The organism is Nitrospira sp. Nam74 (genome assembly GCF_965152615.1).
The window spans coordinates 990,021-1,005,121 of sequence record NZ_OZ224220.1 but is presented as its reverse complement, the minus strand read 5'-3'; the positions used below and the strand labels follow the sequence as shown (position 1 = coordinate 1,005,121).

Here is a 15,101-nt window from a genome sequence, read left to right as displayed (position 1 = left end):
TGCTCTATATCTTCTAATGTAAAATCGAGGCATGGTTACTGGCTGATGCATAGCCAGGGATCCGCAGTACACTTTCCCTTGGCAACTGTTGTTCACATAATTGTTTTATGGCAACCGCTACCCCGGCAAGAATATAAAAGTAAAAGTGGTAGGCTACTGGCTCAAAAAAAGCGCCCACAGAAAATGCGACAAGGCTATATTGTGCGGCTGCTGGCAACAAGGCTTTCGCTTGTCGCTCTCCCCTGCACGCAGCGCTTACTTTTGTGAGGCTTACAATCAAACTGCAGAGCAGGACAATGAATAAAATACCAGGAATTACCCCCAATTCGGTCGAAATTTGCAAGTACACGTTATGAACTCCGGCAGACCAACCCCGTCCCTCATCATGATTCAGAAGCCCATTCATCCCCAAGCCAACGCCAAAGGGATGTTCGAAAGTTTGTACCAATCCCGCTTTAATAATCTCCAATCTCACGTCGGCAGAGCCCGTCTTATCCTTTGAGAAGTCAGTTGTAGAGGCTAGTCGATCCGAATAGCCCTGCGGGGCCAATGTCACAGCCATCCCAGTTACAAGAACAATCATTACGAATGCGTTAAGCTTTTTGTGTCCGGGCTGTTTCCAGGCATACCAGATAAACATGCTTATTAAAGTGAGCGCACCAGAACGGGACCATGTCACAACAATACATGCAATAGAAGCAGCCAAGGCTACACCAGTGATTATTCTTTGCCGCAGATTCTTAGAAGAAACAAACAAGTAGCCTACGAGTGGAATGAGCAAGTTCAGCGCAAAGGCTAAGTCATTTGGGTTCATTGTGAGCGGAGAAAAGCCTCCACTAATTCGCCCTTCCGCTTCGTTATAGAAAGTTCCTGTCCTATATTGATTAATACCCAGAACAGCATTAAACATTGCATAGAAGGTGAGCGCCCAGAAGAAACGGCGAATGCGAAGTTCTGAAGTCAGCAAATTCGCGATCAAGAAGAAGACCGCCACCGATTTAAGATAACTGTCGAAGAGAAGGTCATAGCTGCCTCCTCGCCACCTTGAGTTCACAATAGAAATAATGGCAAAGGCTACAAGCCAAAGAATGGCCTTCACTTCAAAGGTCCAGACGGTTATCGGATGTCCTTGCCTCAACGCAGATGCTAGGTACGTGCCTATTGCCACCAGTGCAGAGACTAGCGCCAGGTGGAGTGGTGCCAAGGCCGGTAAGAACGCTTGTGGACAGATAAACATGACGAACGTCAAAAAGATAAGGCTCCAGTAAGCTATAGGAGCATCAAATGGAGGACTCTGAGTCCCTTGGACTTTCATCGTAGATGTTGCTACGTGCATTGCTCTTATTTCAACCCTGCAGCCCGAGAGAGCATGTCCTCCGAATGCGTTTGGTACGGCGGTATCACATAATCTCGGTACAACGCTGGATTTCCCATGAGGCCGGCTTCAGCCGCCTTAATGATGTTATATAGTTCACGCGCTGTTACATAATGAAGCCGGTAGGCGAGTTGATCTCGATATTGTTGTTCGAGCAGGGAATACATCTCATCAGCAATGTCTCCAAGCAGAACATCGCGACTCCTATCCTCCGCTCCATGGCAAGACACTTTGACAATGACCCATTCCGGCCGTCCTTTTACATGGACATGCTGCTGCACCCAGTTCAGAATTCGGGCTAATGAAGGTGGGTTCGAGGCTTGAAGTTCTCCATTTTCTATTTTGGGGATCACTCCCCCTTTTCGGTTGTACCAATTGATGCCAAGGGGTCCTTGAATGATCATTAAGTCGCTGCTTGATGTCCGCCCTACTTCTACGTCAATACCGGTGTCATGGGATTTCGATCTGGACGGATCATCGGTTGAATAGTACACAGCGTTGATCTTTCGCGACTGGCTGATGGCCGGGGCGGTGGGCATGCTGAAATCGGCATAGCAACCGGTTTCACGCAGCACCGTGATCTCAGCATCCACTCCACAGAGAGCCTGGTTATCCATCGAGTTATCAAGCGCCATATTGCCATGGATAAACCCATATACTTGCTTCGACGGCACGTCTTGCGTAATAAGTGCTCCATGCTTGTTGAATTGATAAATGGCGCGAAGAAGCTTTTCGCGCAATGAATCTGACGTGTCATAACCATGGTGCAGATGAAGCTCAATCTCTCCAAGCCCTTGTTGGCATAATGTCACTAGATCATCCAAATACTCTGCGCGGTAATTCTCACCTGGATAGAACCATGTATGCTGTGGTGAACGTCCTTCTGAGTCCTTGTGCCGTCGAGCAAGCGCCGGATAACGGGTTAACCAATCGCGCATGCGTTCACGCTCTTGTTCTACCGTGGAGCCTTCTGCAACAGGCTCAAAGTGATCCACTATGCAAAACAGAACATGAACAGGAGTTACTGATGAGGCGCCTTCAAACCCACAGGCTTTTCGCAGTCGCGCTCGAAGATACGTCCCCATCCAGATATTGAGGTGTTTTACTCGCACCTCGTGCCACACTATGCCGCCTGCAATGATTGCAATAAGTCCAGTAACTAGAAATGCCAACATCTAATCCATCACCATGAATTATTCATGTTCATTTCTCGAGACTTACACAGGAACAACTAGCGAAGCATCTCGGCATAGCGGGCACCTAGTTGAGTCCACTCATATTCATTGAGAATGGCCGCGGAACGCACTGGCTCGTGCCCCATGGTTTGGGCTGATGAACTCTTAACGAGTTGCTCATATTGGTTTCTCAAAACACTTTTTATTGCTTTGTGGTCACCGGGTTGAACAATTGCCCCTCCTCCAACTCGTCGGACAAAATCGGCGGTCGCCCCATGTTCTTCTGTCACGGCTAAGATGAATGATCCGGCACCAATATATTCATAGGCCTTACCCGGGACCTGAAGATGCTGCGCGTTCGCGAGTAAAAGAAGGACGTGCGCTTCTTTCATCTCTTTAAGTGCCTCTGAACGCGGAACCAACCCTACCAACTCGACTACCCCTTCGAGACCGCACTCTTGGATTATTTCAGTCGTCGGACGTCCTTGCACCGAACCACATTTCCCTATAAATCGGATGGCTATTTGCTGCTTATCGAAAACTCGCTCTTGGCAAAGCTCTGCGAAGCCTTGCAATAAGGCTAAAGGGTTTCTGTCGTACTCAATGCTCCCAATATAACTAATCGTGAACTTCTTAGTCCCATTATCGACTTTGATCCGATCGAACTCTGCGCGCTCGAACCCATTTGTAATGGTTTGCCACACACTATCCTCAACCAATGGGTACCGCTTTCGATACCAATCCGTCATTGAAGGCGTCACACAGACCACATGATCTGCATGAGTGACCACCTGTTTCTCCAGTAGTCGATTGAAGTAATTGGATACTGCAGTAGTCACCAGTTCCGTACGTTGTTCATTCGCAACCCATGGATCACGAAAATCAGCAATCCATTTGATGTGATCGCCTTTCCATTTCTTAATTGCTAAGCCCACCAGATGTGTCGTGAAGGGAGGGCCTGATGTGACAACACGAGAAATGCAATGGGCTTTCATGGCAGACATGGCCTTTAAAACTGCAAAAGGAAGCCATCCCTGGAATTCATCAGGCATAAAGAACAACGACAGGACTAACCTTTTGAGATAAGAGGTTCGGAAGATTGATTCCGCCGTTTGACAAGAACTACGCTGTGATTTATTACCACTACCATTCAAATCCTTGGAACCTCTGGTTTTCAATATGAGGCTCTTCAAGTATTTGTACGCTTTAAGTGGGCTTGGCACTTCTCTGGTTCTAATTACCGGAAAAGAAAACTCCTTCTTTTGCCGGAATACACGTTCATAATTTGATTCACGTGTTGTCAAAATGACCGGCATGATGCCAAGGGCATCCAGAGAGCGGGCTATTTTTTCGACGCGCACTGCACCGACATCAGCACTAGGTGGCCAATCATAGGTTATTATAAGAACGCCATTCTCATTAACTTGAGTAATCATCGTTCATACAACTTTAGAATCCAGTTTCTTTTGGACGTAGGGATGGTCTTGGATGTAATGAGATTTAATAATCCACAGGCAAGTGTGACACTATTTCTCCCCGTCGCCTTGAATTCAGTATTTCCACAACAAGGACACATAGTGGTGGGAGCAAACTCAGTCCATCTATTACCAATCTGCTGATTACACCATAAAATTATCGGATTGAAGTATGGTGGGCGTTTTCCAGAAAACTGAGTCAAGACTGCTTTGAAAGGTACAAACCTTTTATCCAGATCGCCACTCGACAAGGAACGTACGTGGCCCCAGATGTGAAACACGGTGTGGCATTGTTGGCACTTTGTCAGCAATCGCCTTAAATTTTCTTTATACGGAACGGAAATCAGCACATATCGGCGGGTGACCCTCATTAACTCAGTAATGGTAGCTAAAAATAGTTGTTGGTCCAGATGCTCTAGAACTTCACAGCAAAGAACCAAGTCAAATGACCTGTCAGAAAATGGCAACTGACTTGAACTCCCTTGTACCGCTCCGCGGTTGACTTGTCGTACTGAACTGAATGCATAGTCGATTCCGACAGCTTTATATTGTGGCGACAGCTCTTCAAGTATTCGCCCATCTCCACATCCCACGTCCAAGATTGATTGGACATTGTTTGGAATCATCGCCTTTGTTAGGCCAATCCTCTCGAGTTCATCTTGAGAAACACTGACTTCTTTCCTCTGGCTACCGAGAAACTCAAAAACGTTGTGTCGTTGAGACATCGTGCTCATGAGACGACCACACTGTGTGTAGATGTTTCACGAGCTTGCCGGCGAAGGCGCTCCAATTGAAGAAGGTATGTCGCAAATGGACCTATCCACAGAATCGATGAACTATAATTTTTATCCATAAAGCATCGCATCAGCCGTGGATATAACCACGAGTAGCTGATGAATGAAGAACGTCCGTTTCCAATGCCAAACCGCCCCACATCCCACGCAAATTGCTTTAACACGTCGGCGTTCACTCTTCGAACGCCAGGCTTGTTTGCAAACGGCATGTGTGCATGCCGGGGGAATGCTCGCGCAATCGTATCATTATGAAAGGTATGGTCTAGCACAATGCTAGCTGGAAGACTCGACAAGTATTCAGTCAGGGCGTGATCCGTAAAGGGGCTAAAGACTGATTCGAATTTGTTAAAGATACGATATGGACTAAGCGCCACTTCTCGTCTTGATCTATTCCAAAAGTAAAATGAGCCAATAGGATTCGGAGATTCTCTGTGATTTTGAAGCTCTCTAGTGAGGTGAGCGAGAGCAATCTCGCGGCTAACTTTCTTAAGCTCAGCTGTTCTCAACATTAGAAGAGTTGTATCATTTCCCAAGACATCATCAGCGAGCGCTCGCATATCACCTACGTCACACATTCTCCTACGCTCTTTATTCAATCCAAACCCATCACAGAAGAGACTTCCCCCAAGACCATCATAAACAATCGATACTTTTCCGTTTAAATAATCGGCTATAGCCAAGAGCCATTCATGTTCGTCAGCACAAAAATTCGTTATGTTGTTTTTTCTCAATTCTAATAAAAATGGCGATTCTTTCTGATCAATAACGACGTGATTCACGTTGAGTGAAGCCGCGAGTTCTGATGCAACTTGCACTTCTTGATTTTCATTGTACAAATACGTTCCCACAGTGACGCACACTTTCGGCTGAAATCCCGCGTGACAGAGTTCCAAAAGAATATGGCGTGAATCTCTTCCGCCGCTTAGCGTAACTGCGAAATTCTCACTTGACGGAAGACGTCGTCGTATAGCGGCTCGAAACAGATCCACATAACCGTCAATAGCCGTATTTCTATCCATATCGTTAACCTTCGGGAGCGGCAACCCGCCGGAAATGTTGAGCTTACCCTCGGTCCATTCGATGTTTGCATTTGGTGGGCACGCTCGTATGGATTTGAATGGGGTATCCTCTCCAATAAAAAATCCAACCCGCAGAAATACAGCCAAGCCTGAATAATCCAAATCGGTCGGTGCGCCTAAGGCCAGCAACGTTGGAATAGAAGGCGAGATAGCGAATTCGCTGTCTCGTGCGAAATAGTAGACCGGATAAAATCCATAGCCGTCAGTTTGCAAACGGATACGTCGCCCGTCCCATTGCCACTCGGCAAACACGCCCTCACTGGGCGTCGCGCCACTAGCTTTGATTCGGTGGCCTAAGAAGCACGTAGGCCTTCCCCTTGTCAGCAATCCTTCCCCAACCTTTTTAACATGGAAAAACGGTTCGTTTAGCAACGATTGCCCTGCTTCTGTTTGCGACCATCGGCAATTATGATTATTGCCGCGAATGGCATGCCCATCAAAAGCGATAAAACTTGGCCCGGAACATCAGCGTAGCGTGAGCTTGGCTCAAGCATGTTTTGATTTTAAAATGGTTCCGCGTCCCAGCACCCATCCAAACACTTCTCGAATTTCGCGCTGAAGCGGCCCCCTTAGACGAAATAGAGCCAGACTATAGAATGCCACGCCGGTCACGACACTGACGGATAATCTCACGCCTGGATTTACTAAATCGAATTGGGTGAACATCCATCGAACAGCTAAGACGCTGACGGCCATCACCATTGTTGCCATACTGGCCACCATTAAATGGCTCCAGAACGTTTGCCACCCGAGTCCTAATTCCGTGAGCGTAAAGTGCGTTAAGCACAAAAGCGATAGCGGATAAATGATGGCCCAGGCTATGGCCACTCCCATTCCCTTCAGTACGATAGCGCCTACCCAAAATGCTAATGGCATGACGAATAGCTGAATAAGGGTGTACCAGAATTGAAGCTTCACTCGATTTCTAGCCATCAACACAGGACCGAGTAAGGTTGCGATCGAACTGGTCGCTGCAAAGATGCATAAGATTCTTAAAATCTGAACGGTAGCCACCCACTTATCTGAAAGAGTGGCGGCTACAAGATCATCAGCCACCAATAGCAGTCCGACGCACATTGGAAACGCCAGGCAGGTCACCAATCGAAGCCCTTTTAAAAATGTGGCTTGCAACGCTTCCAGATTTCCTTGCAACTCCGCCATGACAGGAACCGCTAACTGATTCACGAAGGGTGTGGCTTTCTCCACGGGTAATGTAGCAAGTTGTTTAGCCACGGTATAAAAGCCCAGCACCGCTTCGCCGCACACCTTCCCTAGCACCAGGGTGTCAGCTTGCTGATACAGAGCCCAGCACAGCCTCGACCCAAGAGTAGCTGCACTATAGTGAATAATCTCGCGCAGCCTGCGACCACGTATTTTGAGTGTCGGCGACCACCGAACAAACCAGAAGGTAGCCATACTTTGGACCAATGGCATAATAATAGCCCCGGCGACGAGTGCCCACACTCCAGCGCCTGCTAACGCCAAACCAAGCACTACCGGCATGGTGATCATCACCGAAAGGATTTCAGCTTGTGACACCTTGTCTAATCGCAACTGTTTTCGCAGAAGGCTGTCTGGGACAACTCGTATGGCGATAAGTGGCAACGTCAAGCCGACCACGCGCAAAATAGTTGTTAGTTCGGGGGTGTTAAACCAGTCTGCGATGCTAGGCGACGCCAGAAATAAAGTTCCATATCCAACCACCGCGACAGTCATGATCAGCCAGAAACAAGCACTTAGTTCGCTTTTATCAAGATCACGAAACTGAACAATGGCTGCACCGAGGCCCATTTCTGCCAACATAGATATAGTCGCTGTCCATATTGTCGCCAACGCCATCAGCCCGTAGTCACTTGGAGATAGGAGTCTCGTGACAGTAATAGTAATGACAAAGGAGACAAGCTGGAGCCCTCCACGTGACCAGACCATCCAGAATACTGACTTGGCAATTCTCTCCTTCATCGCACGCTTCTTTTAGAGTGGAGGAAGGAGGGCTGCCGGTTCTTGCTTGACATCATGCCTGATAAAACTCTCGATACCATTGCACGAACCGGCTGACTCCGACATCGATTGGCGTGGCGGGCCTAAACCCGATATCCCGGACGAGATCATGAACATCGGCATAGGTGGCGGGTACATCACCGGGCTGAATCGGTAACATGACCTTCTCCGCCTTTTTCCCAATACAGGTCTCCAACACTTCAATCAAGTGTAGCAGTTCGACCGGCTGATGGTTCCCGATGTTGTAAATTCGATAAGGCGCTGCACTTCTACTGGGATCAGGTTGCTCGCTATTCCATGCCACATCGGCTAGAGCGGGCTTATCCAGTACTCGGATGACGCCATCTGCGATGTCGTCGATGTACGTGAAATCTCTTTGCATTTTTCCAAAATTGAAGACTTGAATCGGATTTCCCTCTAAGATGGCTTTCGTGAATATAAAAAGAGCCATGTCGGGTCGGCCCCATGGACCGTAGACGGTAAAGAAACGAAGCCCACTGCACGGGATGCGATACAGATGTGCGTAGCAATGGGCCATCAGTTCATTGGCTTTTTTGGTTGCGGCATACAGCGATACGGGATGATCGACGTTATCCTGAACTGAGAACGGCATGTGCGTGTTCCCGCCATAGACCGAGCTCGACGACGCGTAGACGAGATGCTCAACGTGGGTATGCCGGCATCCTTCAAGGATATTCATGAATCCTGTCAGGTTACTGTCGACATAGGCATGAGGATTCGTGAGCGAGTAGCGAACACCGGCTTGTGCTGCCAGATGCACGACCCGGCGAATTGGGTAGCGCTCGAAGAGCGAAGTCATGGCGGCTCGGTCAGCTAGATCCAGACGCTCAAATTCAAACTGGTTGGATCGTTGAAGTTGCTCGAGTCGGGCTTCCTTTAAGCGCACATCGTAATAGGGATTGAGATTATCTAGTCCCAACACCCGTTCTCCGCGCTGTAATAGGCGCTGAGCAACGTGGAAACCGATGAAGCCGGCGGCGCCTGTCACTAGTATCATCGTTCGATCAGGATGTTGAAAAAGGCCTCCAGCTTCGTTCTCGGCTCGAAAGAATCCTTAACGTACCCCCGCGGGTACGGCTCCGGTTCGTTCTTGCCTGCGGCCTTGCTGGATGGCCATTTTGAACATCCTGCCTTATTGGAAGAAATTAAAGTTTTAACCACTGCCATAAGTTCCTTATTGTCGTTACTTGGATGACAGATGGTCGTGCAAGATTTTTGCGATGCGTTCGGATGCTTTTCCATCCCACAGGTCTGGGACGCGTGCGTGCTGTGCCGTGCCACTTAGAGCCTTCTCCGCTGCTGCCAGAATTTGATCGCGAGAATTACCGACGAGGACATTTGTTCCTTGTTCCACCGTCACCGGTCGCTCTGTATTGTGGCGAAGCGTCAAGCATGGGACTGCAAGGACGGTCGTTTCCTCTTGAATCCCTCCGGAGTCGGTCATGACAAGGCGGGCATCGGCCATCAAGGACAAGAATTCCAAATAGCCCAGCGGATCCACGACCATCAGTCGCACTCGATCAGTTTCTTTTTTTTCGGTGTTCAGTAGGTGAGCAAAAGAACCATTGCTCAATCGTTGTCGTGTCCGTGGATGGCACGGGAAAATGATTGTTAGTCGTTTCGAGATTTCCTCGATTGCCCCGAGTATTTCCGACAACGTCTGATCATCGTCAACATTACTGGGGCGGTGCAGGGTCAACAATCCATACGTTCGTGGTCCCATCCCGAGTTTCTGACTCATATTGAGCGCGGCGGCCCGATTGCGATGCTTGAGCAACGTATCAACCATGACATTACCAACGAAATGTATCTTCTCTTCTGAAATTCCCTCGCGGACCAGGTTCTTTCGTGCACCTGGTTCCGTCGTAAAGAGCAAGTCGGACAGGTTGTCGGTCAGAATCCGGTTCACTTCTTCCGGCATTGTCCGATCGAAACTTCGCAGACCAGCTTCAACATGAGCTATCTGGATGCCGAGTTTTGCAGCACACAAGGCAGCCGCGATGGTTGAATTGACGTCACCAAAGACAATGACGACGTCCGGCCTTTCCGCTTTCATGAGCGGCTCTATTTTCATCATGATCTGCCCGGTCTGCTCACCGTGGGAACCTGAACCTACCTGAAGGTCCACATCCGGTTTCGGCATCCCAAGCTCATCGAAGAATAGCGCCGACATTTTATGGTCATAATGCTGACCGGTATGCACGAGCATCACTTGCATGTCTGCATACCGCCGCAACGACTCAATGACAGGCGCGGCTTTCATAAAATTGGGCCTTGCGCCAACCACACACATTACTTTCATACGTTCCTCTTTCTAACCTGCATTATCATGAACGCCTGCTGCGGCAGCCGATTCTCTCGCCCGGCAGGGCTTTTCTCGTTCGGACTCCTCGACGGACCGCAAGTACGCCTGCGTCGTCATCCCGTGCGAGAAGCCCACGGAAGGGGCGCGTCTTGGCGCGCTGGGGTGGGAGGGTGCAATAAAAGGGCCTTCAGTTTCAGCTGCCTCGCGACGACATTCATGATTAATGCAGGTTAACTTGCTTTTTCCCAACGGACAGCCTCCGCTTTCAAGAACTGAATGGCGCCCATCACCGCCGCATAGTTGAGCAAGCAGAAGGTAAAGGCTGCACCTGTGAGCCGCTCACGAACTCCAATCCTGCTGAGCCACCATCCGGCCAAGGCCATCGTGTACCCCGTCACCTGTACCATCATAAACACGGTATACCAGCCTCCAAGGTGTGCAAGGTTAGTCACAAGTAACCCGATCAGGGCAACAGGCGCTATCAGGCGGAATACTTTGTGTGACATAAATTGCAAACATAAGCGATTGGCCCACGGCTTCATGAGACCGGGGCACAGACTCATGGCTTGATAATTTCCAGCCAGCGTTCTCACCTTTCGTTTGAATTCACTCGAATAATCATCTGCCACCCGATCGTATGCCAGCGCCCGGCTTTCGAACACGATGCGGAAGCCTTGCATGACGATGCGCATGGGAGTCAGCAAATCATCAAGTATCGTCCCCGGAGGCAAGGCTTCAAACAAATCGCGTCGGATCGCATAAATCGCTCCTGTTGCACCAACGATGGAATCAATGGCAGCCTCCTTTTGGCGAACCCATTTCTCAATCGTCCAGTACAGACCCACGCCTTCTGCTGTGGCCCCCCCCATAGTTGATTCCAAGATCAGCTCACCGCTGACAGCTCCCACCGACGCATCGGCAAAGTTGGCCACCAATTCGCGGACTGCTGTCGTTGAAAATGATTGCCTGGCATCGGCAAAGACAACAATTTCCCCATGCGCGGCCGCCACACCGACATTCAATGCCACGGCCTTTCCCATCCGCTCTTCCAGTTCGACCAGTAGCACACCTCTGGCGGCAAATGATTTGACGATCGATGACGTCGCATCTGTAGATCCGTCCGAGACTACGACAATTTCCAAGAGGTCAGGAGGATACACTTGTTGAAGACAGTTTTCGATGCGAGCCGCAATATGCCGTGCTTCATTCCACGCTGCAATTACAATCGTCACCCGAGGAGTACAGTATTCCCGCACGAGCGAGCGCGGCTTTTTCAGACTCCACACAGTCAGCAGCAGCGGGTAACCAACATAGGTATAAAACACAATGAATAAAAATCCGAAGAAGGCGGCATCCAACAAGGGTATCGAGGCAAATTCCTGTAACATGGTATCTAGATAAGAATTAGTGACGAGAGGAATAATTTGTTCTGCCAATGCGTGCCACTTCCTAGTGTGCCCCTTCACCGAGCAACACGACCCGAGCCGTCTCAATCAAAATCTGAGCATCAAGAGCCAGAGACAAATTTTTGACGTAATACAAGTCATATTGAAGCTTCACATGGGACTCTTCTTCCGTTGCCGCATAGCGATACCGGATCTGAGCCCATCCAGTAATCCCAGGCCTGACTGTATAGCGGAGGTCATAATATGGGATTTTGTTGCGCAGCTCTTGGACGAAGACCGGCCTCTCGGGGCGTGGTCCAACGAGACTCATTTCCCCCTTCCACACGTTGATCAATTGGGGGAGCTCATCAACTCTCAGTTTTCTGAGCCACTTCCCGACTCGCGTTATCCGACTATCCCCCTTTACTGCCCAGCGTGCCCCCTCAGCCTCCGCGTCTGCCTGCATGGACCGGAACTTCCAAATAGAGTAAGGCGTTCCTCGGAGTCCGACACGCGTTTGGTGATAAAACACCGGTCCCTTGGACTCCAACTTGATCAGTACCGCAATGAACGCGAACAGAGGCGCAAGGACGATCAACCCTAGCGCAGAGACTGTGGCATCCAATAGACGCTTTAGACCCATTGTCAGGGCACGTCGCCTAAACCCCGTGGAGAAGATGAGCGTACTCGGCTTTAAGAGATCTATCGAAAGCCGTCCCGATTCTTGCTCATATAGATCATGACCGTCGACAACTTCGACCCCCATCGCCTTCGCGTCAAGCAACATCTGCACTGGCAGTCGACCCCCACGCCTATCACTCATACAGACTGCAATCGTTCCGATGCGATAGCTCTCGACGATCTCAGGCAATTGATCGAAACTTCCGATAATGCCGGGATTCACCATGCGTTCTCCGATACGCGCTGAATCGGCCTCCAAGAACCCGACCAGCTCGTAACGGAACTTGCTCCTGTACACGAGTGTCTGTCCAAGTTCCTTAGCGAGCTGGTCGCCGCCCAGTATCAAGACGCGACTCCGTCGTGTCGAGAATGAACGGTCTCCAAGCACAGATTTGGGTACGGTTGCCGTGGTATTAACCGACTCTCTCATAGCGTTCATGCGCGAGGGAGTTCCTTTTTCTGAGAAAAATAGTCGTACCCTTCCTGCATGTAATAAGGGATGACTTCAGCTTGCAATCCGTTCAAGACGATACAGGGAGCCGTGCCCAACTTCAGGGTACTGAGCGCCTTTTGCACGACTGCCTGCCGTGTGATGCCGGCGCGTATCACCATTGCCACGACATCGGCCATACCTGACAAGACATGCATATCAGCCAACGGAAGAATGGGAGGTGCATCCAGAATGATGTAGTCGAATCGTCCGCGCAGCTGCGTAATGGTCTCGCTCAGCCGATTAATTTTAGATAGTTCGATTGTTTGGTCCGCTGGTGTGCCTGACGGCATGACCCAGAGAGGCAATTCCCCTTGCGGATGTAGACACGCATCGATCGATTGCTCGCCTTCAAGAAGATCCTGTAGCCCTGGAGCTAATGGATTGCTCATATAGCCATGAACCACCGGGCGCTTGAGATCGGCATCAATGATCAATGTCGACTTGCCGAGATCGCGTGCGAGTACATAGCCAAGATTGACGGCCACCGCTGATTTGCCTTCGCCTTTGACGGCGCTCGTAACAATGATCACCGTACTACCTCGATTGCCCTGCATAAGGGTCAGGCGCGTTGCCGCGACGCGAAACTGTTCTGTGACGACAGACCAAGGTCTCCACTTGCTTACGAGATTCAATTCGACAGGAAACTCCTCCGAAGAAACCGGTGAAGCTTTCCATTTTGCCCAAGGCCGTATCCATGCTTTTTCGGCACCATTGGACGGTGCCTTATGACCATTTCCATTCAGTCCGGATTCTGCTTTTTCTAAATACAGAGCTGGAACTGGTTGAGTCGGCTGCGAAGGTCCACCGGCATAGCCCAATAGTTTTGTCGATGTTCGAGCGGACATCCCAAAGGCGGTGTGAAATAGGGGAATAGATGCGAGGATTGGAAGTCCCAATAGCGACTCCACCTCCTCGGATTTTCTAAATGCCGGTTGAAATTGTTCTAACGCAATCGGTGCTCCAACTCCCAGGCCGCACCCTATTGCAAGGCCCATCAGCATGATTTTCATAATGTCGGGCTTTTCTGGTTTTTCCGGTAAATTGGCAGGATCGATGATTCGGAACTGCTCACCTTTCTGCCTTTTTTCCAAATTCTCAGCAACTCGTGCGTTCAATCTTTTGTCCAGAAGAGAGCGATAGTTCTCACCTAGGTTCCCGTAGTCACGAAGCAAGATCATCAATTCTTGCTCACGGGCAGGAGAGCGCTCCACTCGCCCCTCGAAATCTTTCATCTGGCCGGTCAGCCGAATATGGCGTTCTTTTAGTGCGGCAATATCAGATTTAATTTCGTCTCTTTGCTTATGAAGTTCCCTTAGGTATGGATCGATCGGAATGCTCTTGGATTCGATTTTTGCTTCGCCATCATCTGTCTTACCAGCTAGCTGTGCCTTTACTTTTTCAATTTCCTGCTTGGTCGAAATAATATCCGGATAGTTGTCTTTATATTCGGCAGTTAGCGTGGCCAAGTTTCTTTCAAGTTCTTTCAGACGAACAGCGACCGGATCAACGCCTCTCCCTTGCATCACAGGAACGCCCGGGCTCGTTACACCGGTGGCTTCATACTCTTTCATCGCCTTTTCAACCATGCCGAGACGATCGTTCAAACGACTGAGGCCTTCAGTAATTGCCGTTCGATCGCTCTGAAGTCGATCCAATGCTCGAAGATTGGCCTCCATTTGGCCAGGTAGTTCACCCATGTACTTTGATTTAAAAGTGCTGATGGCTTGTTCTTGGGATTCTAATCTGCTCTTGGCCAGGTTTAATTCTTGTTCGATGAACTCCGACGCTCCCTCGACCAACTGTTCTCTCACTTTCAAATTTTGCTCGATGAATTGAGAAGCCACCTTTGCCGTCACTTTCATCGCGATTACGGGACTCTCATGGGCAAAAGAGATCTTAAATGCTTCTATGGAGCCTCTACCGCCACCTCCCGTAGTTCCATACATGTCCACCTTAATGCCTTTACGAATGCGCTCAACCACACTCTCGATCCCCTGCTTTCTCGCATCATCCTGGTAGAGCTTAAATTCCTCAATGACCTGACTGAGTAGGGTACGGCTCATCACCTGCTGCTGAATCATTGTGAGCCGCTCTTCTATGTTTGAACCGACAATTCCTTTGACATAATTCTCTGGAATCTTTTGATCTTCAACGACGATTAACGTACTGGAGCGATAGCTTTTCGGTATGATAAAGCACAAAGTTATCGCAACACCTACCGACAGAAGAAAGATGGACAAAGCCAGCCATTTCTTCCGCATCACCATGTTCCAGTAATCTTGTGGGCTTATCGATGTCGAGGATGCTGTAGTCATTG

General features: G+C 49.4%; 11 protein-coding genes. All 11 read right to left on the bottom strand.

The window, feature by feature from the left end:
- Positions 1 to 13: 13 nt before the first annotated feature.
- Positions 14 to 1,237 (bottom strand): O-antigen ligase family protein, encoded by a 1,224-nt coding sequence (locus ACWHYZ_RS04900; RefSeq protein ID WP_447986168.1) that lies wholly within the window; start codon positions 1,235 to 1,237, stop codon positions 14 to 16.
- Between the two features lie 104 nt (positions 1,238 to 1,341).
- Positions 1,342 to 2,550 carry a hypothetical protein gene (locus tag ACWHYZ_RS04895; protein WP_447986167.1) on the bottom strand — a complete coding sequence of 403 codons (1,209 nt, stop codon included), beginning with the start codon at positions 2,548 to 2,550 and terminating at the stop codon, positions 1,342 to 1,344.
- A gap of 56 nt (positions 2,551 to 2,606) precedes the next feature.
- Positions 2,607 to 3,986: a glycosyltransferase gene (locus ACWHYZ_RS04890; protein WP_447986166.1), complete on the bottom strand. Its 1,380-nt coding sequence runs from the start codon at positions 3,984 to 3,986 to the stop codon at positions 2,607 to 2,609.
- Positions 3,983 to 4,651 carry a class I SAM-dependent methyltransferase gene (locus ACWHYZ_RS04885; protein ID WP_447987518.1) on the bottom strand — a complete coding sequence of 223 codons (669 nt, stop codon included), beginning with the start codon at positions 4,649 to 4,651 and terminating at the stop codon, positions 3,983 to 3,985. The genes ACWHYZ_RS04890 and ACWHYZ_RS04885 overlap by 4 nt, the downstream gene beginning before the upstream one ends.
- A gap of 104 nt (positions 4,652 to 4,755) precedes the next feature.
- On the bottom strand, positions 4,756 to 6,150 hold the full coding sequence (locus tag ACWHYZ_RS04880; protein WP_447986165.1) for an asparagine synthase-related protein: 1,395 nt from the start codon (positions 6,148 to 6,150) through the stop codon (positions 4,756 to 4,758).
- A 234-nt stretch (positions 6,151 to 6,384) separates the two neighbouring features.
- On the bottom strand, positions 6,385 to 7,860 hold the full coding sequence (locus tag ACWHYZ_RS04875; RefSeq protein WP_447986164.1) for a lipopolysaccharide biosynthesis protein: 1,476 nt from the start codon (positions 7,858 to 7,860) through the stop codon (positions 6,385 to 6,387).
- 52 nt (positions 7,861 to 7,912) lie between these two features.
- The gene (locus ACWHYZ_RS04870) at positions 7,913 to 8,917 is read right to left on the bottom strand and encodes an NAD-dependent epimerase (RefSeq protein ID WP_447986163.1); all 1,005 of its coding nucleotides are present in this window, start codon (positions 8,915 to 8,917) and stop codon (positions 7,913 to 7,915) included.
- Between the two features lie 186 nt (positions 8,918 to 9,103).
- Positions 9,104 to 10,222 carry a non-hydrolyzing UDP-N-acetylglucosamine 2-epimerase gene (gene wecB / locus ACWHYZ_RS04865; RefSeq protein WP_447986162.1) on the bottom strand — a complete coding sequence of 373 codons (1,119 nt, stop codon included), beginning with the start codon at positions 10,220 to 10,222 and terminating at the stop codon, positions 9,104 to 9,106.
- A gap of 233 nt (positions 10,223 to 10,455) precedes the next feature.
- Positions 10,456 to 11,661: a glycosyltransferase family 2 protein gene (locus ACWHYZ_RS04860; RefSeq protein WP_447986161.1), complete on the bottom strand. Its 1,206-nt coding sequence runs from the start codon at positions 11,659 to 11,661 to the stop codon at positions 10,456 to 10,458.
- Between the two features lie 13 nt (positions 11,662 to 11,674).
- A complete protein-coding gene (locus ACWHYZ_RS04855) occupies positions 11,675 to 12,721 on the bottom strand; it encodes a TIGR03013 family XrtA/PEP-CTERM system glycosyltransferase (protein WP_447986160.1) in 1,047 nt (348 codons plus the stop codon).
- 5 nt (positions 12,722 to 12,726) lie between these two features.
- Positions 12,727 to 15,099 carry an XrtA system polysaccharide chain length determinant gene (locus tag ACWHYZ_RS04850; protein WP_447986159.1) on the bottom strand — a complete coding sequence of 791 codons (2,373 nt, stop codon included), beginning with the start codon at positions 15,097 to 15,099 and terminating at the stop codon, positions 12,727 to 12,729.
- Positions 15,100 to 15,101: the final 2 nt, after the last annotated feature.